This is a genomic window from Dyadobacter psychrotolerans (assembly GCF_004349265.1).
GTDB lineage: Bacteria > Bacteroidota > Bacteroidia > Cytophagales > Spirosomataceae > Dyadobacter > Dyadobacter psychrotolerans.
Genome location: NZ_SMFL01000004.1, coordinates 620819 through 644494 on the forward strand (window position 1 = coordinate 620819; position 23676 = coordinate 644494).

At 43.1% G+C, this 23676-nt stretch carries 16 protein-coding genes; 9 read left to right on the forward strand and 7 right to left on the reverse strand.

Annotated features, from left to right (window positions below; all coding sequences use genetic code 11):
- Positions 1-11 precede the first annotated feature (11 nt).
- The gene (locus E0F88_RS14260) at positions 12-860 is read left to right on the forward strand and encodes a glycerophosphodiester phosphodiesterase family protein (RefSeq protein ID WP_229213770.1); all 849 of its coding nucleotides are present in this window, start codon (positions 12-14) and stop codon (positions 858-860) included.
- A gap of 12 nt (positions 861-872) precedes the next feature.
- On the opposite strand, the gene E0F88_RS14265 is transcribed toward E0F88_RS14260, so the two are convergent.
- Positions 873-1478 (reverse strand): WD40 repeat domain-containing protein, encoded by a 606-nt coding sequence (locus tag E0F88_RS14265; protein WP_131958921.1) that lies wholly within the window; start codon positions 1476-1478, stop codon positions 873-875.
- Positions 1479-1800: 322 nt separating this feature from the next.
- Between E0F88_RS14265 and E0F88_RS14270 the strand changes: the two genes are divergently transcribed.
- The 4 genes from E0F88_RS14270 to E0F88_RS14285 all read left to right on the forward strand — a co-directional run bounded on the left by E0F88_RS14270 (position 1801) and on the right by E0F88_RS14285 (position 10789).
- Positions 1801-4920 carry a SusC/RagA family TonB-linked outer membrane protein gene (locus E0F88_RS14270; RefSeq protein WP_131958922.1) on the forward strand — a complete coding sequence of 1040 codons (3120 nt, stop codon included), beginning with the start codon at positions 1801-1803 and terminating at the stop codon, positions 4918-4920.
- A gap of 23 nt (positions 4921-4943) precedes the next feature.
- Positions 4944-6542, forward strand: a complete 1599-nt coding sequence (locus E0F88_RS14275; RefSeq protein WP_131958923.1) for a RagB/SusD family nutrient uptake outer membrane protein — start codon at positions 4944-4946, stop codon at positions 6540-6542.
- A gap of 136 nt (positions 6543-6678) precedes the next feature.
- The gene (locus tag E0F88_RS14280; RefSeq protein WP_131958924.1) at positions 6679-8520 is read left to right on the forward strand and encodes an alkaline phosphatase; all 1842 of its coding nucleotides are present in this window, start codon (positions 6679-6681) and stop codon (positions 8518-8520) included.
- Between the two features lie 193 nt (positions 8521-8713).
- On the forward strand, positions 8714-10789 hold the full coding sequence (locus E0F88_RS14285) for a glycoside hydrolase domain-containing protein (protein WP_131958925.1): 2076 nt from the start codon (positions 8714-8716) through the stop codon (positions 10787-10789).
- Positions 10790-10823: 34 nt separating this feature from the next.
- Here E0F88_RS14285 and E0F88_RS33695 read toward each other — a convergent pair whose 3' ends face one another.
- The 5 genes from E0F88_RS33695 to E0F88_RS14305 all read right to left on the reverse strand — a co-directional run bounded on the left by E0F88_RS33695 (position 10824) and on the right by E0F88_RS14305 (position 15575).
- A complete protein-coding gene (locus E0F88_RS33695; protein WP_165940063.1) occupies positions 10824-10991 on the reverse strand; it encodes a hypothetical protein in 168 nt (55 codons plus the stop codon).
- Positions 10991-12064: an endonuclease/exonuclease/phosphatase family protein gene (locus E0F88_RS14290; RefSeq protein ID WP_131958926.1), complete on the reverse strand. Its 1074-nt coding sequence runs from the start codon at positions 12062-12064 to the stop codon at positions 10991-10993. The genes E0F88_RS33695 and E0F88_RS14290 overlap by 1 nt, the downstream gene beginning before the upstream one ends.
- A 148-nt stretch (positions 12065-12212) precedes the next feature.
- A complete protein-coding gene (locus E0F88_RS14295) occupies positions 12213-13415 on the reverse strand; it encodes a glycosyltransferase family 4 protein (RefSeq protein ID WP_131958927.1) in 1203 nt (400 codons plus the stop codon).
- Positions 13390-14403, reverse strand: coding sequence for a lysylphosphatidylglycerol synthase transmembrane domain-containing protein (locus tag E0F88_RS14300; protein ID WP_131958928.1), 1014 nt, complete (start codon positions 14401-14403; stop codon positions 13390-13392). Before E0F88_RS14300 ends, E0F88_RS14295 begins: the two co-directional genes overlap by 26 nt.
- Positions 14404-14414: 11 nt before the next feature.
- A complete protein-coding gene (locus E0F88_RS14305) occupies positions 14415-15575 on the reverse strand; it encodes a glycosyltransferase family 4 protein (RefSeq protein ID WP_229213771.1) in 1161 nt (386 codons plus the stop codon).
- 343 nt (positions 15576-15918) lie between these two features.
- On the opposite strand from E0F88_RS14305, the gene E0F88_RS14310 reads away from it, so the two are divergent.
- The 4 genes from E0F88_RS14310 to E0F88_RS14325 all read left to right on the forward strand — a co-directional run bounded on the left by E0F88_RS14310 (position 15919) and on the right by E0F88_RS14325 (position 22287).
- Positions 15919-17421: a choice-of-anchor I family protein gene (locus tag E0F88_RS14310; RefSeq protein ID WP_131958930.1), complete on the forward strand. Its 1503-nt coding sequence runs from the start codon at positions 15919-15921 to the stop codon at positions 17419-17421.
- A 305-nt stretch (positions 17422-17726) separates the two neighbouring features.
- Positions 17727-20963: a S41 family peptidase gene (locus tag E0F88_RS14315; protein WP_131958931.1), complete on the forward strand. Its 3237-nt coding sequence runs from the start codon at positions 17727-17729 to the stop codon at positions 20961-20963.
- A gap of 608 nt (positions 20964-21571) precedes the next feature.
- A complete protein-coding gene (locus tag E0F88_RS35035; RefSeq protein ID WP_165940064.1) occupies positions 21572-21868 on the forward strand; it encodes a sulfatase/phosphatase domain-containing protein in 297 nt (98 codons plus the stop codon).
- A 98-nt stretch (positions 21869-21966) separates the two neighbouring features.
- On the forward strand, positions 21967-22287 hold the full coding sequence (locus E0F88_RS14325) for a hypothetical protein (protein ID WP_131958933.1): 321 nt from the start codon (positions 21967-21969) through the stop codon (positions 22285-22287).
- Between the two features lie 151 nt (positions 22288-22438).
- Here E0F88_RS14325 and E0F88_RS14330 read toward each other — a convergent pair whose 3' ends face one another.
- Positions 22439-23533: a DUF695 domain-containing protein gene (locus E0F88_RS14330; protein WP_131958934.1), complete on the reverse strand. Its 1095-nt coding sequence runs from the start codon at positions 23531-23533 to the stop codon at positions 22439-22441.
- Between the last annotated feature and the right edge of the window lie 143 nt (positions 23534-23676).

The following is a 23676-nucleotide window of genomic DNA, read 5'->3' on the forward strand; positions in this document are numbered from 1 at the left end:
CTTTTAAAATTGTGACCAGATTACTTCTTGTTTTCATTGTTATTGTAAGCGTAAACATACCTGTTTGTGCGCAAGGTAAGATACATTCTATCAGAAAAGAATTTTTAAATCCTGAATCTTCCCAAGTCCTGGTTGCTTCTCACAGGGCTGTTCACCATCAGTATCCGGAAAATTCAATTCCGGCTATTAAAGAGGCGATCCGGCTGGGAGTTGATGTGATCGAAATTGATGTTCAGGTAAGCAAGGACGGCATTCCAATGCTGATGCACGATGGAAAAGTGGATCGCACAACCAACGGGAAAGGAAACCTTGAAACTCAGAATTATCAGGACTTGAAAAAACTAAGACTTGTCGCAAATGGCAATTTGACTGATGAGCAAATCCCGACCTTGAAGGAGGCGCTGCTGATTGCGAAAGGGCATATTCTGGTTGATCTGGACATGAAAACCAGTCATGTAGAACAGGTAATGCAGGTTATTAAAAGTACCAAAACAGAAAACATTGCTTTCTTTTTCGACAGTGATTACAGCATCTTGTCAAAAGTGGACTCGGTTTCCAAACAATTTATGATTATGCCAAGGGCTTACAATATGGCTATGGCAGATTCGGCTTTAAAGCTGTACAGTCCGGAAGTTGTTCATATCGATGAAAAAACCAATACAGCTGAGATGGTTGGTACAATCAAAAAGGGACATGCCAGAGTTTGGATAAATGCGCTGGGCAAACCGGATGAAGCAATCAGGCAGGGCAACGGAAAACAAGCCATATTGGAGCTTATAAAAAACGGAGCAAATATTATTCAAACCGACGAGCCGGAAAAATTATTGAAATACCTCCGTGCTGTTGGTTTACATCAGTAGTTTTTGAGGAAGCTATTTAAACTCGGTAAAATTCTTTTTGAATGGCTGTAATTCCCATTTCATCACGCCGCCAAAGCTGCCTGTGGCTATCACTTTGCTATCCGGAGAGATTGCAATAACATCGGGTGTGTCAGTTCTGATTTTTAATGGATAATCGATAAAAACGCCGTCTTCCAGATTCCAAACCCTGACAGCTCCGAAAATTCCGGCGGCAATCCATTTACCGTCCGGAGAAAAGTAAACCCTGGCTGGGGTATCGAATTTTAGATTTACCGGATAATCCCTGACTTCCGTGGAGTTTATTGTCCAAATACGCACCGCACCCCATACCCCAGCCGCAATGCATAAACCATCGGGCGAAAAACTCACGTTTTTAGGCGTTTCGTTTCTCAATTTAGCAGGGTAGTCTGTGTGGACGTCTGATGTCAGATCCCATATCCTGACTCCACCCCACACGCCGGCTGCGATGAGCTTTCCATCCGGTGAAAAAACGGTTGAAGTAGGTGTTTCATTTATCAGTTTTGACTGTAATACGGGCCGGGTCGCCTTACATGAGACCATCAGCAACATCCCTGAAATTAAAATGACAATGCAGTTTCTGCTATCTGTGAGCGTCATGGTTTCGATGATGATTAGCCTTTAAAGATTGGACAACCATCGCCATGCTTACCCCTATGATCGTATCAAGTTTTTTTCTGGTGCTAGTGAATAATTTCTTCTCCCGACATTTTTTATAGCATTGTAATTGACGGCATATAATAATATCATCATGAAGTATAATTTATGCCGTTATGTAGTTTTTAAATTATTTTAAATAATTGTTAAGAAACGCTTCTGCGCTTTTTCCCGGGTTTAACAGGGTGTTTCTTTGCCCAGTTTTTAAGGTTTGTATGGAACAAAATCTATCAATCCTAATTTTTTACTACCAATTCCACAACTTATGTTTTCATGTTTTACCAGCACTTTTAAACCAAAGATTGCTGTAAGCGCGCTATTTCTGGCGTGTTTTTCGCTGACGGCCCAGGAGCCTTTAATAGCTTCGGCTAACGCAAGGCAAATTCAGCAGACACTTCGTGACATACGAGGCAAAGTGAGCGACGACAAGGGTGAGTTTCTTCCCGGCGTAAGTGTTGTTGTCAAAGGCACTCAACGCGGTGCTGTTACGGATGTCAACGGACATTACAGTCTGGCAATTGGCGACGACGAAGAAGTATCACTGGTCTTTTCATTTGTCGGTTACCAGTCTCAGGAAATTGTACTCGGAAACTACACTACTCTGGACGTGGTCATGAAAGCGGATGCAAAGTCCCTGGATGAAGTGGTCGTAATCGGTTACGGTACTGCGCGGAAAAGCGACTTGTCTGCTGCGGTTTCCACAGTGCCGGATATGGCGCAAATCAAGAACAGGCCTGTTTTAAATGTGCAGAGCATGATCCAGGGGAAAGTTGCCGGTGTTACCGCCGTCAGCAATGGCGGTCATCCCAACAGTGCTCCTTCGGTAACAATTCGCGGAATGGGTTCACGCAGCGGCGAAAGTGTGTTGTACGTCGTTGACGGTGTGCCAGGTGCGCCCTTTAACCCATCCGATGTTGAATCAATGACGGTTTTGAAAGATGCTGCTTCGGCGGCAATTTACGGTGCATTTTCAGGGTCGGCCGGAGTAATTCTTATCACTACTCGCCAGGCATCACAGGGAAAGCCAAGTATCGAATACAGCGGATTCGTTGGTGCCAAACAGGCATGGCGCCTTCCACAATCACTTAATGCGCAGGATGAAGCCCGTATTTCAAACCTTGCCTACACGAATGCAGGACTTTCGCCTCTGGATGGCTGGGATGCTGCCAAAAATCCTTATGCGCAGATTACCCGCACAAACTGGATAGACGAAATTTTCAGAACCGGAATCGTGCAGCGTCACAATGTGAGTATCAATTCGGGAACGGACAAATTTTCCACGCTGATTCAGGGGCGTTATGAAAAAGAAGAGGGAACGCTTCTTAATACATTCAGCCAAAACTTATCTCTTAGACTGAATGCGAATTATCAGTTCAATAAGCATTTGAAGTTCAGACAAGACGTATTTTGGAACAACAACGATAATCGAGGTACGGAAACGTCCAGCGGATATAGCGGCACAATCCTTTCTGCGATCTACATGCCAAGATCTGCTGCTGCTTATTATGAAGACGGAAGCTTTGGCGGCGTTGGTCCCCGTGATAGTCAGTATCTGGGGATTCACGGGGATGCAATAAACCCGGTAGGAACCTTGTTGCGTAACAATCCCTATAACAAATCTAACCAGGTTCAGTCGGTATCAGAATTAGGTTATTCAGACATCATTCCAGACCTGAATTTTTTTACCCGTTTTTCTTATCGTCAGGGGAATTCGCTTTGGAAAAAATTTGATCCAAAAAGAACAGAACCGGGTAAGCCAAATAATCAGAATAGCCTGGCGTACTCTACCGATCGCAATTACCATTGGATCTGGGAAAATACTTTGAGTTATAATAAGGTTTTAGGTAAAAATAACATCGGTGCGATGCTGTCAAGCACGGCCCAGGAAAATGGTGCACGCGGATTTGGTGCAGGTGCAAGAGGTTTTGAAAATGAATCTGAATGGGCTAATTTTTTTGTAAATGCTACAATCTTTGATCAGGACCGTCCAAGTGACTATGAATGGAAAGATAAAAATGCCTCTTACGTCGGGCGTTTGTCTTACAGCTGGGCGGACCGTTATTTCGTGACAGGAAGTTACCGGTTTGATATCGCCGGACGCCTGGCAGAGGGATATCGCGGAAAAGGTTTTCCGGGTATTACCGGTGCGTGGAAGATCAGTTCAGAACCTTTCCTGAACAGTTCGGCAATTGATCTGCTCAAACTCCGGGCAAGCTGGGGTAGGATAGGAAACATCGGTTCGATCAGTACTTACTATGGTTATCCAAGATTAAGTTCAAACAGCACCTACCAGATTGGCAGCGACGCTCCGATCAGCAGCGCACTTTATGTAAACAGCCGGTTTAATCCTGAACTGTCATGGGAAACTTCTCAGCAGACCGATATCGGTTTGGATGTAAGTGTTTTGAAAGAAAGACTTTCATTGACAGTGGATTATTTTGACAAACTGACTTACGACCTGATTAAGCAGCAGGATACCGGCTGGCCTAATACATTCGGTTACAGTGCTCCTTACATCAATCAGGGAAAAATCAGAAATACCGGATGGGAATTCTCAGCATCATGGCGCGAACGCTTCAACGATTTTAGCTATGAAGTAAATGGTAATCTGGCAACATTGAAAAACAGGGTAGATTATATTGACGGAAACCCGGGTTCATTCTGGTCACACGGTGATTCGTGGAGAGGAATATTGAACCCTTACCGCTCGGTAGTTGGGCAGCCTTATTACTCTTACTGGCTAATCAAAAATGCAGGGATTTTTCAAAGCAATGCGGAGGCCGAGGGTTATGTTGCTCAAAACGGAACCCGTATCCAGCCAAATGCAAAAGCAGGTGATCTGAAATTTATTGATGAAAACAAAGATGGCAAAATCGATGACAGTGACCGTGTTTTCATGGGCAGTGCCTTCCCGAAAATTACCTACGGTGTTACAGCTAATGTAGCCTGGAAGAATTTTGACGCCAGTTTCTTTTTGCAGGGTGTCGGCGGCGTGAAACTTTTTCACGCATTCAAGCAATCCACTTTAAATGGTGCTGAACAGGGTTATAACCGTTGGGATGAGATCCTGGACGCCTGGTCGGAAACCAATACGGGATCAGACATCCCACGTGTTCGGGCAAACGATCCTAACCGCAATTTTGCTACAAACTCAGACTGGTATCTTGAAAACGGAAATTACCTGCGCCTTAAAAACCTGATGATTGGCTACACCTTTAAGAAATTGAAAGGGATTGAAAACCTGCGGTTTTATATCAGCGGAGACAACCTTTTGACATTCACAAAATACTCAGGGATGGATCCGGAAGTGGGTGGAATCGGACTTGATGGAGGCCAGTTTCCAGTTTCAAGGACTTATTCGGCTGGGCTGAGACTTAAATTCTAATTTGTAAGCTTAATATTTCAAAAATGAAATTCAATATTCTTTATAAAATATCCCTGGTTGCTACCCTTGCAGCCGCTACGGGCTGCAATGAAAAATGGGTAGATACCAAGCCAAACGGAGAACCAACAACGGCCTTTTTCTGGAAAAGTGAAGACGATGTGCAAAAGGCGGTTGCGGCCATGTATGTTCCTATGCGTTATGAGTCAACCTGGGGCAGAAATCTTTTCTGGATGCAGAATGCAAGTGACGACCTTGTTACCGGCCGTGTACGTGCTGAAAGCGACAACATCAAGAACTTCAATGTTACAGGTCGGGAGGGCGGCATGACGGGTGGATGGAATGATGTGTACTGGATGATCAATAAAGCAAATCAGGTAATTGAAGGGATACCGAATGCAACAGGCGTGTCTGAGAGTGTAAAAAATACTGCCTTAGGGGAAGCTTATTTCGTTCGTGGTTTTGCCCATTTCTGGATTGCCTATCTGTGGGGTCATAAAAATCAAGGCGTGCCTTTCGATGGTCCCGAAAATGCTGAATATGGAAAGCGTGTACCGCCTCAGCTGGCATCTGTGACCGATAATTATGCTCAGGTCATTTCTGATTTACAAAAAGCGGCGGATTTGCTTCCATTATTTGAAAGTTATGGTGCTGCAGATCAGGGTCGGGCACATAAAGCCGCGGCCTGGGGATATATGGCTAAAACCTATGCCTACTGGGCACAATACGATGCAAGCAAATGGGCATTGGTTCCTGCGCTTGCGGACAAGATCAAAACGGAGGGCAAACGTGCTCTTGTTAGCGGAAAAGGAAGTGCCCGTGCCAATTATCAGGGCGTGTTCAAGGTGGAAAACAATTTCAGCAGTGAGTATATCTGGTCTGTTACTTCCGGTTTGCAGGGCGGTTCTGAGTTTGTAGGAGTGATTCTGGAAAACAAGGGCTGGGGAGTTTTTAATGGCTGGGGCTATTTTCAGCCAACGGAAGAACTATATCAGGAATATGAAGCCAACGATCCGCGGCGGGAAGTGACCATACTTAAATTCGGAGATAAGTTTACTTACTTTGGAAAAGAACGTTCTTACTTTTCAACCAATAGCCTGTCTGGTTTCCAAATCAACAAATACATGGAACCTTACAGCTATGGTAGCAATGAAGATGCCAGCACAAATACGATGATCAACCAGAACGGCGATTATCCTACAACGAAACTGAACTTGTCTCTGATGCGGTATGCAGAAATTTTGCTTTTGAAAGCCGAAGCACTCATCGCACAGGGCAAAAATGCGGAAGCTGCTGCTCCCTTAAATGAAGTCAGAGCGCGGGTTGGACTTGCCCCGGTTGCTGTTCCAACACTTGCGGATTTGAAACATGAACGCCGTGTAGAACTTGCATGCGAATGGACTGACCGTTTCCAGGATTTGAAAAGATGGGGTGATTTTGCGAAAATCAACGCGCCATTACACGGCCGGATACATGCAAGCAAAACCGATCCGACTTCTGCTTACACGGTTCAGCAAATCTGGCCTGCACGTAGTTTTGACCCTGCAAAGCATATGGCGTGGCCTATCAGTCCTGATGAAATTTCAAGATCCAACGGAGCATACAAACAAACACCGGGTTGGTAATAATGTTCACTGCTAAAATTTTAACAACAGTAAAGGCTGGCTTTTTAGCCGGTATTTACTGTTGTTACCTGTGATAGAATCAGATCTGGTTGGGCGACTGAGCGGAATTTATGTTTTTAATAACTAAATTTTTATAATGAGAATAATCTTTCAAATCGTTTTTTTTGGCTTTTTGGCTTCGTTTTCATCCTGGGGGCAGACTCCTCAAACGTACACCACGGCACAGGCACATTCTCATAACGACTACGAGCAGAAATTTCCCTTTTGGTCTGCTTACAATCAGCAATTCGGATCTGTTGAGGCTGATATTTTTTTGCGTAATGACTCACTTTTTGTGGCACATAATGCAAAGGACATACGCCCGGGACGTACCCTGAAATCCCTGTACCTGAGCCCTTTGCTCTCGCAGATCAACAAGAATAAAGGCGTGGTTTATTCCAAAACAACCGATTCCTTACAGTTACTGATTGATCTGAAAACATCGGGAAAGGAAACAATTGCAGTTTTAGTGAGGGAGCTACAGGAGTTTAAATCTATATTGGCACCAAACGGTCCTGTCAAAATTGTGCTCAGCGGAAACACGCCGCCTCCTGCGGAGTTTGAGAAATATCCAAGTTTTATATATTTTGATGGCCGTCCCGGAATTGTCTACACGGCTTCTCAGCTTTTAAGAGTAGGACTCATCAGCCAGTCATTTGACACTTTTAGTCATTGGAATGGGAAAGGTGTATTGACCAAAGATGATAAATCGGCGATTGAAAAAGTGGTAACACAGACCCACGCTATTGGTAAGAAATTAAGACTTTGGGCCACACCGGACTTCATTAATTCCTGGAAGATGTTTATGAATCTGGGTATTGACTATCTGAATACAGATAAAGTCGAAGAATTAGGTCCATATCTGCGCAGCAGGCCGGCTTCTGAATATTATGAAATTAAGTCGTATGCTGCTTACAAACCGACCTATCGAAATAATGACAGCAGCGGAGATGTCCGAAATGTCATTCTGTTGATTGGCGACGGGATGGGATTGGCGCAGATCTATTCGGGTGTTACTGCCAACAAAGGCGAGCTTAACCTGACGAAGTTCCTGAATATAGGTTTTTCGAAAACGAGTGCTTCTGATAGTTATATTACCGATTCTGCGGCAGGTGCAACCGCAATGGCAACCGGGAAAAAAACAAGAAACAGGGCAATCGGCGTTGACAGTGATTTTAAAGTCATCGCAAACTTGCCGGAAAAACTCAGGCCGCTCGGGATAAAAACAGGGCTGATCTCAGCAGGTAACATTTTGGATGCGACTCCGGCAGCGTTTTTTGCTCATCAGCCTTACAGGGATTACGAAAAACTAATAGCACATGACTATCTGAAATCTTCTGTTGACATCCTGATTGGCGGTGGTGCAAAAATGTTTAACGATGAAAAAGTGAGTGATTCGCTGCGTTTAAAAGGGATTCGCTACTCAAATAACTGGGCAGATCTTGCCGGAATGAACCCACCTTTTGTGCTGTTGAATGACGATAAAACCCGGTCGGTTCAAAAAGGAAGAGGAGATTTTTTAACGCAATCTTTCAAAAAAACTTATCGGTCGTTGGAGAATAACAAAAATGGATTTTTCATTATGGCAGAAGGAGCGCAGATCGATTACGGCGGCCATGCGAACAATATGTCATACGTGGTAACCGAAATGCTTGACTTTGATTTGCTGGTGGGAGAGGCCATGAAATATGCAGACTCAAACGGGCAAACATTGGTAATTGTCACGGCGGATCATGAAACGGGCGGGTTGACCTTGCTTGACGGAAGTATTTCAAAAGGGTATGTCGATGGACATTTTAGTACCAACGATCATACCGGAATTATGGTATCTGTTTTTGCCTATGGGCCTCACTCCATGGATTTTCGCGGTGTTTATGAAAACACGGAAATTTTCGAAAAAATCATGGCCGTATTAAATCTGAATCGCAAAAAGTTGTAGTCGTGAAATGGCCTAAACTGCTTCAGTTTGATGAGCTAGTGGCGGACCAAATCCTTTTAGAAGGCTGGCGATAAACGTTTACAATATTTTTTACTGATTTAATTGAGTTTTCTCGGGCAATCAAATAAGGTAACATTTGTGTGGATGAAGTGACCATTCTGTCTCAAATTATCATAAACACTCTGATAAACAAATGATTTTCAATACGACAAGGAATTTCACAATTCTGGTCACTAAGATACTTTTGCTAACGACAGTTGCTAATGTCCAATACCTGTATGCGCAAAGCGCACAGGTCAATGTGTTTTTGGGTTCTTCCGGCGATCACGGTCAGCTCTCACCGGCTGCGTCTTCGCCATTGAGTCAGTTGAGTATATTGTCTAAGTCCAGCCCGGCGACGCATACCGGTTATGAGAATCTGGCCAAAGACGTTTTGGGTTTTACCCATAACCGGTTTGAAGGTGTGGGCTGTCAGGGAAGTGGGGGGCTGTTGCTATTGAAACCGTTCCTGGGTACAAGCGACAATGGAAAGCCGCTGCAAAAGATTTCGGATCAGGCAAAACCGGGTGCATATTCAATCACGTTTAACAACGGAATTAGTCTAAAAGCTGCTGTCTATCAGAATTACGGGCTATCGGAATTCAGCTTTCCCGAAGGTGAGAAAGGTTTTCGTCTTGATCTTTCCCACACGTTTAACAATGCTTTTGTCAAAGAAGAACATCAGATTGAAGGGGCTCTACTTTGGGGTTGGATAGAGGCTCACAGCACATGCCACGCAGGCACTTACAAAGTTTATTATGCAATGACCCTGTCAGGCAACGCGAGATGGGAAAATGAAAGCGATCATGTTTTGACGGTTCATCTTCCTGCAGACATTCGCCAAAGCCAAGTTCGCCTTGCCTTTTCGTCCCTTGACGAGGCTTCTGCGAAACAGAGACTGCTGCTAGGTACTTCCAGTTCTTATAACGAGGTGCTCAAAAAGTCAGAATCTCTTTGGAACGACTACCTTGGAGTTGTGCAGGTGGAAGGGCCAAGTGAACGGAAGTCGCTGTTTTATTCGCTTCTGTACAGGACGATTCAATCTCCCTATCTTGTTTCAGAAAATGACGGACGCTTTCGCGGCACAGATGGAAATATTCATCAGGCTGACGGAAAACGTTATCATGGTTGGGCGATATGGGATAATTATAAGACGCAGATGCCATTGTTTTCCATACTTTATCCGGCTCTCTACCAGGATATTGCTCATTCGGTCGCTAATCTTTATCGCTATGGGAAATATGATTATGCAGGTCCATTCGAGCCTGCAAATACAGTCCGCACCGAGCATGCAGCCGTTGTATTGCTGGATGCGATTAAAAAGGGACACGACCTGGATTTTGCGGCAATCCGCGATTCACTGCTTACGGATACGGCCCGTTTCGACTTTTCAAAACCGGATAAATATCTGGAAGCATCTTTTGACATGTGGACGATGGCAGGATTGTTTGCAAACTCAGACAAGGATAAAGCCAGGCACTTTCTGACACGTTCGCAATCTTATAAGCCTGTTTGGGAAAGAGAATTCAAAGATTTAAGCAAAAATGACGTGGATCGTATGTCAGCCAGAAAAATGTATCAGGGTACAATCCGCCAATACCGCTGGGCAGTACCTTTTGATGTTAAGGGTCTGGTCGAACTTGCAGGCGGTAAAACTGCATTTACTGAACAACTGGACGAATTTTTTGATGGCCACTATTTCAACCGGGCCAACGAGCCTGATCTGCAGTCGCCCGCTTTGTATTACGCCAGTGAAAAGCCCTGGAAATATCAGCAGCTTGTACATCAACTGGCAGTGGATACGGTGATTCAATATTATTTCAATGATAATAGCCGCGGTATTGGCGCGCATATCGACAGGATATATAAAAATACCCCAAAGGCATTTGTGCGCACGATGGATGATGATGCCGGGGCCATGTCCGGCTGGTTTGTTCTGACCGCGATGGGTATTCAGCAACCACTTGTAGGAGAGCCGGTTTACTATCTGAATGTGCCTTTGTTTGAAAAAGTTTCGATTCGTCTGCCGAACGGCAAACTGGAAATCAGCGTACCTGGCTTCTCCGACTTAAAACAGTATATTCGACGGGTAATATTGAACGGAAAGGACTTGAACCGAATCTGGCTTACCCACCAGGAAATTATGACAGGGGGTAAATTGGTCATTGAAGCAACTGACAAACCCACCAGTTACGGCTCAGACACGATTTGGATTTCGGATGGCAAATAGCCATCTCGGTTTTCAATTTGGTTTGATCGGCACTTTATACACTTACCCTGGTAACAGTATTAGGTGTAGCATCGATAGGATTACCTACTTCACTGACGTTGTTGGAGATCTTGGTATTAAAACCGAAACGATCGCAGGATAAGTCTTTCAAAACGTCATGTCTACGGGATGCAGTCAGCTGTGTGATGAAAAAGACTTGCATTACTTTTGATTGCTAATTTGTACCACACCGTTCACAGCGAGGGTGTTAATTAAAGGCTTTGTTGGTCGAAGACTCCACGAAAACCGGAGACTAACCGGATGATGATCCGATAATGGTGTTCCTTTACTATCACTGAAAAGTTTATTTTCAAGATTATATTCCGATACCTGTAGTTGTATTTGATCATTGCTGCGGTAAAGGATTTTGTCAATCGACTCCAAAGAACTATCTAAGTTCAAAATATTGCTTTCAGGCAGGTTCGGTGTTGCTTTTGGTAAACGATCATTATTAATCAAAACCAGCCAGGCGTCTCTAAGCCCGTTAAAATTTAGTAACTGTTCCAAATTATCCTGATCGTAACTGTAACGTGCGTTCAAATCACCCATAACAATAACGGGCCGGCCTTGAGAATTTTGTTTGATAAAACCGGAAAGCTGTTTGATATTTTCACGTCTTGCTGCCGCTGCCGCCGGGTGGTTGTAGGCATTTGCATGAACATTGTACAGGTCAACATATAATCCTCTTGCAATTTCTAAACGTGAAAAAGTAAAACCTTTGGGCGTAAGACAATCTGCGCCTGTGCAGTCATTCCAGGATATGCGGCGTATGGAATGGACCGGATATATAGACAGTGTATTTAAGCCGTCTCCAAACGGAACGCCGCCTTTTGAACGGCTGCGGAAAGGATGTGTATTTCCGTGGTTGTATAAAGATTTGTTATAGTTGAAGTCCTCCTGGACATGTACGATATCGAATGCATTTAACCTTCTTCCGATTTCAGCAATGCTTGGCGCACGTTTGGTTGCTGCGCTGGAAATGATTTCAGGAAGACCGGCTATATTATAAGTCAGCACAGAAAATTCACCGCTGTTTGCGCTGTCCGGAACAGTCGTTACGTTATTTCGTTCTAAACCGGATTGTTTATCCAAATTGTAATTGGTTTCAAAACCTGAGGAGAAAAATACCAGAGAGGCGAGTGTTAGTGTAGGGGCAAGACGGGTTGCCAACCGGGTTGCCAACCGTGTTTCAAACCGGGTTTCCAACGTCTTTTTCTTGACAGACTTCCGTATCATTACAATGTGGTTTTGTTTCTCAAAATTACATCACCACTATGATCCCGAAAGTACCTGTATATTAACGTTTTATTATGTATTAGCCGGTTTGCCTTTGAATGGTATGATTGTAAAGTAAGGTCTCAATTTCCCCGGCTGCTGCATTGCTTTACCTGTTTGTATCACTTGTTTTGACTTTTTGACCGGTTTGAACAAGTAATTTAAATTGGCTCCAATACGAGCTCACCATTTTCTCCCAACTGAAAGTATTTTGGGTGTAGCTTTTTGCTGATTCCAATTGCTTTTTGATAACATCAGGATTTTCTATAAAATTGTTTAAAACTGCCGTCCAGTCACTTGTAGATCCGGTGCGGATCAATGTACCGTTTTTTTGATCCGTAATAGCGTCTGTGATCCCATCTGTATCTGCTGCAAATACCCAGCTGCCACATAAACTAGCTTCCAGGCAAACCAGCCCAAATCCTTCCATGTCACCCTCTACGGCGATATTTGGCATGATAAATCCGTCTGTTGCTAGCAATATCTGAATTAGCTCTTCGAATGGCAACTTGCCCAGATGAAGCACATTCTGACTATATTTCTTTGTATTTAAAAGAATACGGATTTTATTTTCATCGGCAGGATAACCGGTGAATAGTTCAATTTTTGTACGGAAAATTGGCGGTAAGAAGTGATAAAAACGGTCTTGCCAGGTTCTTGATTTATTGAATGGGCCGGCCATCAGTAAAATGAGATTTCCTTCTAATTCTGGCAGTACATATTGGAGAAACCAGGAAAATCCTTTTCTTTTCACAGGTCTGCCCAAGGTTGTCAGAATGGTTTTTCCGCTCAGATCAATTCCGTATTTAGTTCTAAACAATTGATGAAAATTACTGTCAGGTCTATGCTGTAAAAGCGTATGGTCGACCCCGTTACTGATAACGACCACTTTTCTCACGCCGATGCCGCGCTGCACGCAAGCCTGTTTGGTTGCGTGACTTACTGCAATGATCAGATCAAAGCGGTTGAATTTTGGAAGGATGTACTTTTGATAAATCGTGCTCGGGAAAACAACGTCAAGTCCGTGAACAGTTACCGAACGGTAAAGATGCGCATAGCTTTTATGATGCAGACAAAAAGTGGCGATCAGCGCATCATTAAAGTGAATCACGGATATCGAAGGGTATTCGCTGCACAAATCCTGTATTCTTTTTTCAAGCGAAAGAAAAAATGCAATCCTGCTTTGCTGACCTGTGTAAACGATGGAATGAACGTTTGTAAAGCGCTTCATGCCATCAATCAGTTCAAAACTTTGCTTTTCCATTCCACCCACAGCAGGTGGAAATTTATGACTTATGAACAGAATCTCCATTAAAAAATTTTGACAACCCTTTACGTTTCATATCATATAAAAAATAAAAAACCATCCCGCAAATAAGCCAGAAAACCTGGCGGGATCGTCGTAAAACGGAGACCGTAATCCATACACCGGCATCCTGGATACCGACCAGTTCGAGCATTACCTTGTTGCCAATCTCTTCAACCCCGATCTGTCCGGGAATAAAGGCACCGGCAGATTTGAACAGAATGATCCCCATATCGACAAAAAGCACTTGCAGAATACCAGTTTTTATACCGAGAAATTTTAAGATGGCGTAAATTTCCAGCGAGCCAATTACCCAATGCAGTGAGAAAAACAAAGTGCACAGTAAAAGCCCTTTTTTATTGGTTTTAAAAAAATGATTGAATTCAATGAAAACCTGCCTCAACTTATAAATGTCTGCCAGTTTTTGAATTTTAAGACTGAGTTTTGACCGGGCAAAAATCTCCCTTATGTAAGTGCTTCTGGAAAAGATAACAACTATGACAAGAAGTACAATAAGCCAGGCGAAAACCAGCAGTGTAGCCATGGGAAGACGCTCAAAGAAGTCGTAATCGGTAAGGAAAACATAGGCTAAAGTCAAAAAGAACAGAAGCAACTGAGTGATGGCTATCATAATTCTGGAAATTAGCACAGAGGAAATCATCTCCGCTTTTTTCACCGGTGTATCTTGGAGTAAATAGACTTTGACAGCCTCTCCGGCCACGACGCTGGCCGGGTTGACAAGGCTTACCATTTCACCAATGTGTCTGATTAAAAACAGGTAAGTGACGCTGATCTTTTCTGCTTTTTTGCCCAGTGTATATTTCCAGCCGATTGTCGCCGACCAGTACGCTGCCAACGTGATCAGCAGCAGGTAGATGAATTGGTATCCAATTTTGCTAAGTGATAAGGTAACCTGCTGCATATCTGTTGCCTTTACAAAAAGACAAAAAGACAAGATAATTGTAATAATGGCGGTGACCTTGAATATTTTCACGTAACAGAAGGTCAAATATGGAGCACACCTGCCATACTTTGCAGGTCATCAAAGTAAACATCGGTTAGTTTATCCCAATCCAGATCGAGACTGAAACTTCGTCCTTTCTGAGAAAAACGGGCTCTCAGCGGATCATCTGAAAGGATCGTTTGAATTTTGTCAACGTAATCGGCATGATTCTGTGGCTGACATTTAAAACCATTGATTCCTTGCTCGATAAAGTCTCTCGAGCCGCCGCCATCTGCAATAACGCACGGCAGCCCGCAGGCCATTGCTTCCAGAACCACATTGCCGTAAGTTTCAGAAACGGATGTAAAAAGAAAGACATCCGCTGATGCGTACAACTTCGCGAGTTCAGCGTGCTGAAGACTTCCGGTGAAAAATGCTTTATTCATCTTTTGCTGACAAGCCTTTTTTGCAATACCATCCCCTGCGATGATAAAGTTATATTTTAGATTTTTGCTTTGACAGTATTCATAGATCCTGATTAAGGTTTCAAGGTTTTTCTCCCAAACAAGCCGAGAAGCAAACAAAATGTTAGGATTATTATTGCCTGTTGTCAATCGGAGTGAAGTTGTATCTCTTTTCTCCGGAGAAAACAGGTGTGTATCTATTCCTCGCTTCCAAAGTTTTAGTCCGGATTGACTTATTCCCATTTGTTGCATTTCGGCGGCAATGCTTTCTGATGGAACGTACACCAGTTCACATTGATTATAAAAGTTCTTTTGTGCGACCATTAGTTTCGCTTTTACCAGATCGATCAGAAAAGGCGCCTTACTGAGGTAATAGCTTATATAGGATATAAAGTGGGTGTGGTAAATCGAAATAACAGGTAGCTGCAGGGATCGGGCATATTGAAGAGCAAAGCTGCCTAACAGCGATGGTGTTGCTATATGGATTATATCAGGATCGAAAGCCGATAGTTTTTCCCTGAGTGTTTTATCCGCCAGATAGGGAAGTGCCATGGAGTAACTTTTGTTGAAAGGGACAGTAAGCGTAGGTATGCAAACACATTCAAATCCAAAAAGCTCATCAGGTCCTTTGCCACAGATGAAAAGAAATTCAAAGTGCTGTTGCGGAATTCTTCTGATGATCTGGAACATGGTCCGGGAAGCGCCGTCGAAGTCTTCAATCAGAATTTCAGCAAAGAAGGCGATCTTGATTTTTTTCAATTTCTGCGGATTTATCTTTTTAAAATTTGATAAATATACCAAGGCAGCTGATTTGAAAATTAATGCACTGAAATGATCACAATAATTTAATACAGAATCAGTCACGTTATAACGGTAAGGCGTTTCTCCGAAGAGGAACATTTATGGATTGCAATGTAATACCCTGGTTTTATTGTCTGAAAAGAAGATAAATTATATTTATCCTTATCAGCCTAATGGATAAAACACGTCTAAAACACTGCTTTAAACCTGCTGGCATTATGTTATTGTTAAGATTGCTTTTCCTACCGTTAGGATCTGATCAGGCATATTAGTTTTGCTTTTTACATACTCAGATCACTATATGAAATTTACAAATTCTATTATTTCCTGCCTTGTTGTGGCAGTTGTATTAAATGCTTGTATGAAGGATCATATTCCTCAGGTCCCTGTGGAGAACCCGGCGTCATTTAAGGAAGTGGCTACAATTGATCTTGGAGGAGCTGCTGCGTCAGAAATTTCTGCCTATGATGCAGCATCAAAAAGACTTTTTACAGTCAACAATGAATCCAGTGCGCTGGTAGACGTTTTGGATCTTTCCGCATTTCCTGTGATCACCAAATTACAGCCGATCAACGTTTCAGCCTTGGGAGGTGTAGCCAACAGTGTCGCAGTTTCTGACGGCAAGCTTGCCATTGCTTTGGAAGCAACCAACAAGCAGGCAAATGGCAGTGTGATCGTGATCAATACCGGCTCACTTCAAACCATTAAGCAAATTACAGTAGGCGTCCTGCCGGACATGGTTACTTTCAGCCCGGATGGGAAATTCATCGTAACTGCCAATGAAGGAGAGCCCAGCGCAGACTACACGGTGGATCCCGAAGGTTCTGTATCCATCATTAACGTTGCGGATAATTATAGCGTAAAAACACTCACGTTCAGTTCATTTGCTTCTTCTTACAGCCAGCTGGCTGCGGGTGGCTTCAGGGTATACGGGCCGAAGGCTAATTTCGCCCAGGACGTCGAACCCGAATACGTAGCCGTTTCCTCTGATTCGAAAAAAGCTTTCGTAACCCTTCAGGAGAATAACGGAATTGCAGAAGTTGATCTTGTTAGCGGAGCAATTCTGAAAATTAACCCTTTGGGAACCAAGGATATGAATTTGGCAGCCAACGCAATGGATCCCAGCGACAGAGACAGTAAAATTGCTCTGGGGAGCTGGCCGGTAAAATCGCTTTATCTGCCTGATGCCATTTCTTATTTTTCTGTGGGTAGCGCTGAATATTTGATCACTGCCAACGAAGGAGATGCCCGTGAATATACTGCGTTTGATGAGCAGGCAAGAGTGAGTACACTTAAACTGGATCCGACCGCTTTTCCAACAGCAGCTACTTTGCAATTGCCTGCAAATCTTGGACGTTTGCGTGTGACAAGCACTTTGGGTGATACCGACAACGACGGAGATTACGATGTACTTTATGGTTTTGGAGGGCGTGGATTTAGCATTTACAATGCGGCCAGCGGACAGCTTGTTCATGATTCAGGTAAAGGTTTGGAACAGGAAGTGATCAATGCCGGTATTTATGATGATGACCGCTCAGATGACAAAGGTGTTGAGCCCGAAGGAGTCACCGTTGGCTGGATGAATAATAAACCTGTTGCCTTCATTGCCTTGGAGCGCGTTGATGCAATCGCTGTTTATGATTTAAGCGATCCTGCAAAGCCTGTATTTCTGCAACTTATAAAAACCGGTGATGCGCCGGAAGGAATATTATTTGTTTCCTCAGATAAAAGTCCGAATGGTAAAAGTCTGTTGATATCCAGCAATGAAGGTGACGGTACGGTAAAGTTTTATCAGGCAAATTAATTATTACCGGTTTCAATTTAAAAATGCTGCTTTCGACCAAAGCAGCATTTTTATTGCCCATTGGCTTCAACTCGTCCTATGCGTCCGGGTCTTACCTCTCCTTGAAAGAGCAAATTTTTTGGATCACCGGGCCACGCTGTTAATCCTGTTAACTGATTGCCTGTATTCTTTACGTTCTAAATAGCCGCAGTGATTCATTTCCAAACGTCGGAGACCTTTAAAAGACCATTTTAGTGAGATACAGGGGCTATATTTGATATCTTTGTAACACCTGTTACTAAAATCAACCTCATATTTGCCTGCACATGTATCATCGGATATCGATTTTTGTATTGTTATTATTTTGTGTTCTCATAGCGTGTGGACAGACCACTCCAAAATGGGTCCGGTATCCTTCCATTTCTCCGGATGGAAGTGCCATTGTTTTTACCTATAAAGGTGATTTGTACCGGGTTGCTTCCTCTGGCGGCCAGGCACTGCAACTTACTTTCCATGAAGCGCATGACTACCAGCCTGTTTGGAGTCCGGACGGGAAACAAATTGCTTTTGCTTCAGACCGTTATGGCAATTTTGACTTGTTTATCATGAGCGCGCAGGGAGGTGAAGCAAAACGGCTTACTTTTCACTCCAACGACGAAACGCCATTTACTTTTACGCCAGATGGCCGGTCGGTGGTGTTTGGTGGAGTGCGACAAGACCAGGCTTCACACAGGCAATATCCGGCGGCCTCGCAGCCAGAACTTTATGCTGTGCCGGTTCAGGGTGGAAGGGTAAAAATGGTCTTAACCAGTCCGGCGGAATATGTTCGCTACACGAAAGACGGAAAAACGCTGGTTTATCATGATAAAAAAGGCGGCGAAAATGAATGGAGGAAACATCATAAATCTTCCATTGCCCGCGATATCTGGACATATGACACCAAAACCCAAAAGCATTCTAAAATAACTTCATTTTATGGCGAAGACCGCCAGCCGGTATTGGCCGATAATGATAAAAGTATTTATTATCTCTCGGAAGAAAGCGGCAATTTCAACATTCATAAACTTGCTCTGACAGAACCTTCTAAAAATACAAAAATCACCTCTTTGAAGACACATCCTGTAAGATTTCTAAGTGCTTCTGACAGTGGTTTGCTTAGCTTCTCTTTTGGAGGCGAACTCTATACAGTGCGGGAAGGAGAAAATCCCAAAAAGCTAGACATTAGCATCATTACCCAGGATAAGTCCAACAAAGACAGCTTTGTGGCGATCAACGGTGGCGTAAAGGAATTTTCAGTTTCGCCGGATGGAAAAGAAGTTGCTTTTATTGCCAGAGGGGAGGTTTTTGTTACTTCGGTAGACGGCAAAATGACCAAACGTATCACGAATACACCGCAGCAGGAGCGGTTTGTAGAATTTGCTCCGGATGGCAAATCATTGGTTTATGCCAGTGAGCGTGACAACCATTGGCAAATATTTCAGGCAAGCAGGGGGCGTAAGGAGGAGCCTTTCTTTTACGCCTCAACATTGATTGATGAGAAAGCACTTGTTAAAACCAAAAACGATAATTATCAGCCTAAACTTTCCCCGGATGGAAAAAAACTAGCTTATGTCGAAGATAGGCGTACCTTGAAAGTTATGGAGATCAGTACAGGAAACAGTACAGTTCTTCTGACTCCAAAAGAGCTGTATCATATGCAGGACGGCGATCAGTACTTCTCATGGAGTCCTGACAGCAAGTGGATCCTGGCTAACGTGAAACCGACTATGGTAAACGGAGAGGTGACGTTGCTGGATGCAGAAGGGAAAAAGCCAATGACCAATCTGACAAAGAGTGGCTATGATGACTACGAGGCTAATTGGGTGAACGGCGGAAAGCAAATCCTGTGGGTTAGCAATCGCCACGGAATGAAAGACCATGCATCAAGCGGCAGTTCCCAAGCGGATGTCTACACCATGTTCCTTACCAGAGAGGCCTGGGATAAATACAACCTCAGCAAGGACGAATATAATTTGTCAAAAGAGATAGACAAATTGAAAGGCGGAGATAAACCGAAGGACAAAAAGGATTCATTAAAAATAGAAAAGGAAAAGCAAAATGAACCGATTGTCATTGAACTGAATGGCATTTATGACCGAAAAGCCCGCCTTACTATTCATTCGTCAAATCTGAGTGATGCTGTTCTTTCCAAAGATGGGGAAAAGCTTTATTATCTGGCGCGCTTTGAGAAAAACAGCAACCTTTGGAGCACAAACCTGAGAACCAAGGAAACAAAAATGGAGATGTCGCTTGACGATACAGATGGAAGTTTGAAATGGGATAAAGAACAAAAAAACCTGTTTTTGCTTGCTGCCGGTAAAATCACCAAAATTACGATTGAGGGAAATAAAAAAGAGGCAATCCAGATAGCGGGTGACATGATGCTGGATTCCGAGGCTGAACGCGCATACATGTTTGAACACGTATGGCTAAGAACCAGGAAAATATTTTACACGCCGGAGATGCACGGGGCAGACTGGGACGGATTGAAAAAGGTGTATCTAGGCTTGCTGCCGCATGTAGGTAATAGTTATGAGTTTGCTGAGTTGCTTTCTGAGATGATCGGCGAGCTAAATGTATCACACGCCGGAGCACGTTTCGGGCGCAGTGTACCTGAGGCGGATGCAACCGCTTCTCTGGGGATACTTTTGGATTATTCCCATACGACTGACGGGATTTTAATTACTGAGGTTTTACAGCAGGGGCCGCTGGATAAGGCTGGTTTTATCGTAAAACCGGGTCATATTATTGAGAAAATTGATGGCGAAACGATCGTCTCTGACAGAGATATTTCCCGGTACCTGAATCGCAAAGCTGGTAAGTTTACATTGCTCGAAATTCTGGATCCCAAGTCAAAAAAACGGGAGCAAATTACTGTAAAACCCATTACACTGGCAGAAGAAAATGTATTGCTTTATAAGCGCTGGGTGAAGCAAAACCAAGCCGAAGTTGACAGTCTGTCAAAGGGGAAACTGGGTTACGTGCATATTCCGGGAATGAACGACGGCCAGTACCGAAACGTGTATGAAGAAATGATGGGTAAATACGCTGACCGGCAGGGCGTAGTGGTAGACACTCGGTTCAATGGCGGAGGCGACCTTGTTTCTGATCTTGCGATGTTCTTTACTGGCGACAAATTCATCACCTATGCCACAGCAGATCGGTCGATAGGGTATGAGCCGACTTTCCGTTGGACCAAACCAACACTCGCCATGTTTAACGAGGCCAATTACAGCGACGGGCACTGCTTTTCCTGTGGTTATACTGAGCTTAAAATTGGTAAAACAGTAGGTATGCCGGTTCCCGGAACATGCAGTTTTGCAGGCTGGGAACTATTACCAGACGGTACCAGATGGGGCGCAGTGCCAATCAGTGCTAAAAACAAAGCAGGGGAGTGGCTGGAAAATAACGAGACCAGGCCCGGCTTTGAAGTTAAAAATGATCCTGCGCTTATTGCAATCGGAAAAGATCAGCAACTTGAAAAAGCCGTCGAAGAGTTGTTGAAAGATATAGCTCCGAAATAGTGACAAAAGATTCTATGAATCTGGTTCGTTTATGCCGAAAATAGCTTATTAAAATCATCAAAGCCGGTTGGAGAGGTAAACCGGCTTTGATGCTGCGTAAATGAATTTAAGATATGTAAAAAGTTTATCATTATAGTAGCAGATTACCCAAGACACAAATCTCCTCTTACCTGGAAAATACACCTGAAATTCTCAGGTAAGTCCGTGGATCAATTGCTACGCGCAGCTAAGGCTTAACATTGACTAAGACTATTTCTTACACCTGTTTATAGGTCAATCCGTGCATCTTCCCTCGATTTTGTAAAGTGATCAGATCTGAAAGACTTTCGAATTTAGTAAGACTATCTAAACCTCCCAGGCAGGCACTGTCTTTTTATTTCTACGTGCGGAAACATTTCAACATAAATTTTTGAAAAATTTGATCCTAAAGAAAGTTTGTAAAAAAGTTTTACTTACTTGTCTATCAATTAAGTATACTTTTTCTTGCATCTTCTTTATTTGAATAAAACTTATACCGCCATGCTTCCTAAACTTTCCACTTATTTGCCAAAACCTCCTGTTACGGCTTTAATAAAAACTATAAACTCATTTACAACGCCCTTTGGCAGTTGCCATACCATCCCGTTGATTTCGCCGGCCAGTCTTTTTGGAAATCAATTTCGGAACAAAACAAAACCGGCAAGCTGGATTCTTTATATACTGGTTTATTTTTTCGGGAGCACCGATCCATGTTTGAAGTTTTTGATCTGAAAAATGATCCCGATGAATTTACTAACCTGGCAGGAAAACCTGAATTCGCAGCAGTTGAGAAGGACTTGAAAACGCGTTTGCAGGAATGGATGATTCTTAATCAGGATTATCTCCCTTTGCCGGTGCCACCCAATGCAGCAAGAAAAGGTCAATAACTGATACCCACCGAGTCGCGAAAACGATTTGAATGCACGCATTCAAACGGATACCTATTGCCAAAGAATAACAAGTATTGTTTAGACAGATAATTCAAATGAGAAATTTTTTACTTCCCTGGTACAAGGTGATGGTTCCGTTGGCATGTTTTTGCGGAATTATACCAGTCACGAATACTGCTTGTCTGGCTTTACAAGCTGACCCAAGTACCGATTCTTTGCCTGTTCATGTAAATGGAAACCAGCAGGTTTTTCGCCCTTTAAAACTAAACCTTTTGCATGGTCAGCAAACAAGAGACAGGCTCGTCCAGTCGGTAGGTTATCTGGATGGTGAAAGGCTTGAAAGTGCACCTGTCACTCTTTTAAGTAACGCCTTCGCCGGACAGCTGGCCGTGCAAAACAAATTGTTTATCAATTGATTGTATCCTGTCAAATCATATAATCACCTTGTCACTCACCAGATTGCCGTGACTGGCTTGCAATTAGCTCAAAGATAGGAATTATTAAAACTACCTAGCCAAGGTCAGAATGGAATTTGGATCAGGTATGCTTGACGACTAAGCTAATCAACTAATTTTGTCTAAATCGCTCAAATGTTTGCCAATATTTGTCCTTAAAAATGTCATATTGGATTTCAAAGCTATTGTGATGCTTACGTTGAATCTCATCAAATATCTTGGATGGCCTTCTGAAATCTTTGCAAGCGAAATAAATGTCTCTCTCATTTTTCGCAGTTTGCCTTCCGACATTCAAAAATCCCTCGCTTTCAATTAGAAACATCATAATTTCATCCTCAATCTCATTCATTAACGCATAGTCGACACTGTTCGGTAGACCATTGCTTTCAATTCCATCATAATTTATCGTCACAATGGCTAACCAAGGATGCGAAGCTTGCCTATCCCACGCAAGCAACTTTGAATTGATCACTGCTAAGAGGGGGCTACCATTCTCTAATTCAGCTTCCAAAATTGAATACTCATCTTCATTTGTATCATATCTGGTGCCCTCATATTTCTCCACAAATTCTTTTTCTCTCCAACCTAAAAAGTCTTTCAACTTGCCAATAGGAAGCAACTCTCCTTGTGCTTCATTTTCAGCAATGACTTGCAGATTGTCAATATTGTTTACAAAGTCAAGTTCTCCTAAATAGTTTTCCAAAAAGATATAGATACCCCTGATTATCTGCTCACGATTTTCATCTGTCATATCACTATGGACGATGCAAATATCAATTTCATCCGGATAGTCGTTGTGGTCGTTGGCATAAAAGAATAAATTATCTGAATAAAATTCTAAGTCGGCCATTGAAATGGAAACATTCTCGATGTCCGTTGCGGGTTTTAAGGCTGTAAACTTCCATCCAGCTAACTGAGGGGCGGACTGAACAAGCTCTTCTACAAACACTATATTTTTTATATTCCCATCGGCTGTCAAAATGAGCTCCGCAGTATTATCGTCATACATGCCGGCTAGATAGAAGTATCCATCCCGCAGTTCTTCCAGTTTCTCCGAGAGTTTGTTGAAAAAATATTTTTCTATATTCTGGCCACTTTGAACTGCTTTGAAAAATTTCCTCTCATTTTCTGCAAACCATTTCCAGAAGTCTGAACAGTTTTGGAGTGGCTTGCTTTTTATGCCCAGAATGCTTTTTACGAAATCCATATTCAACATAATTGTGTTTGTTGTAACTAAGCAAAAATCTCTCAATTGAGTGATACATTCGCAAAGTTTATTTTCCTGATCTCAGAATATTTATAAAATTCTCCCGCCAGCGACTCCGGAGCGTTTAGGCGGGCCAGATTAGA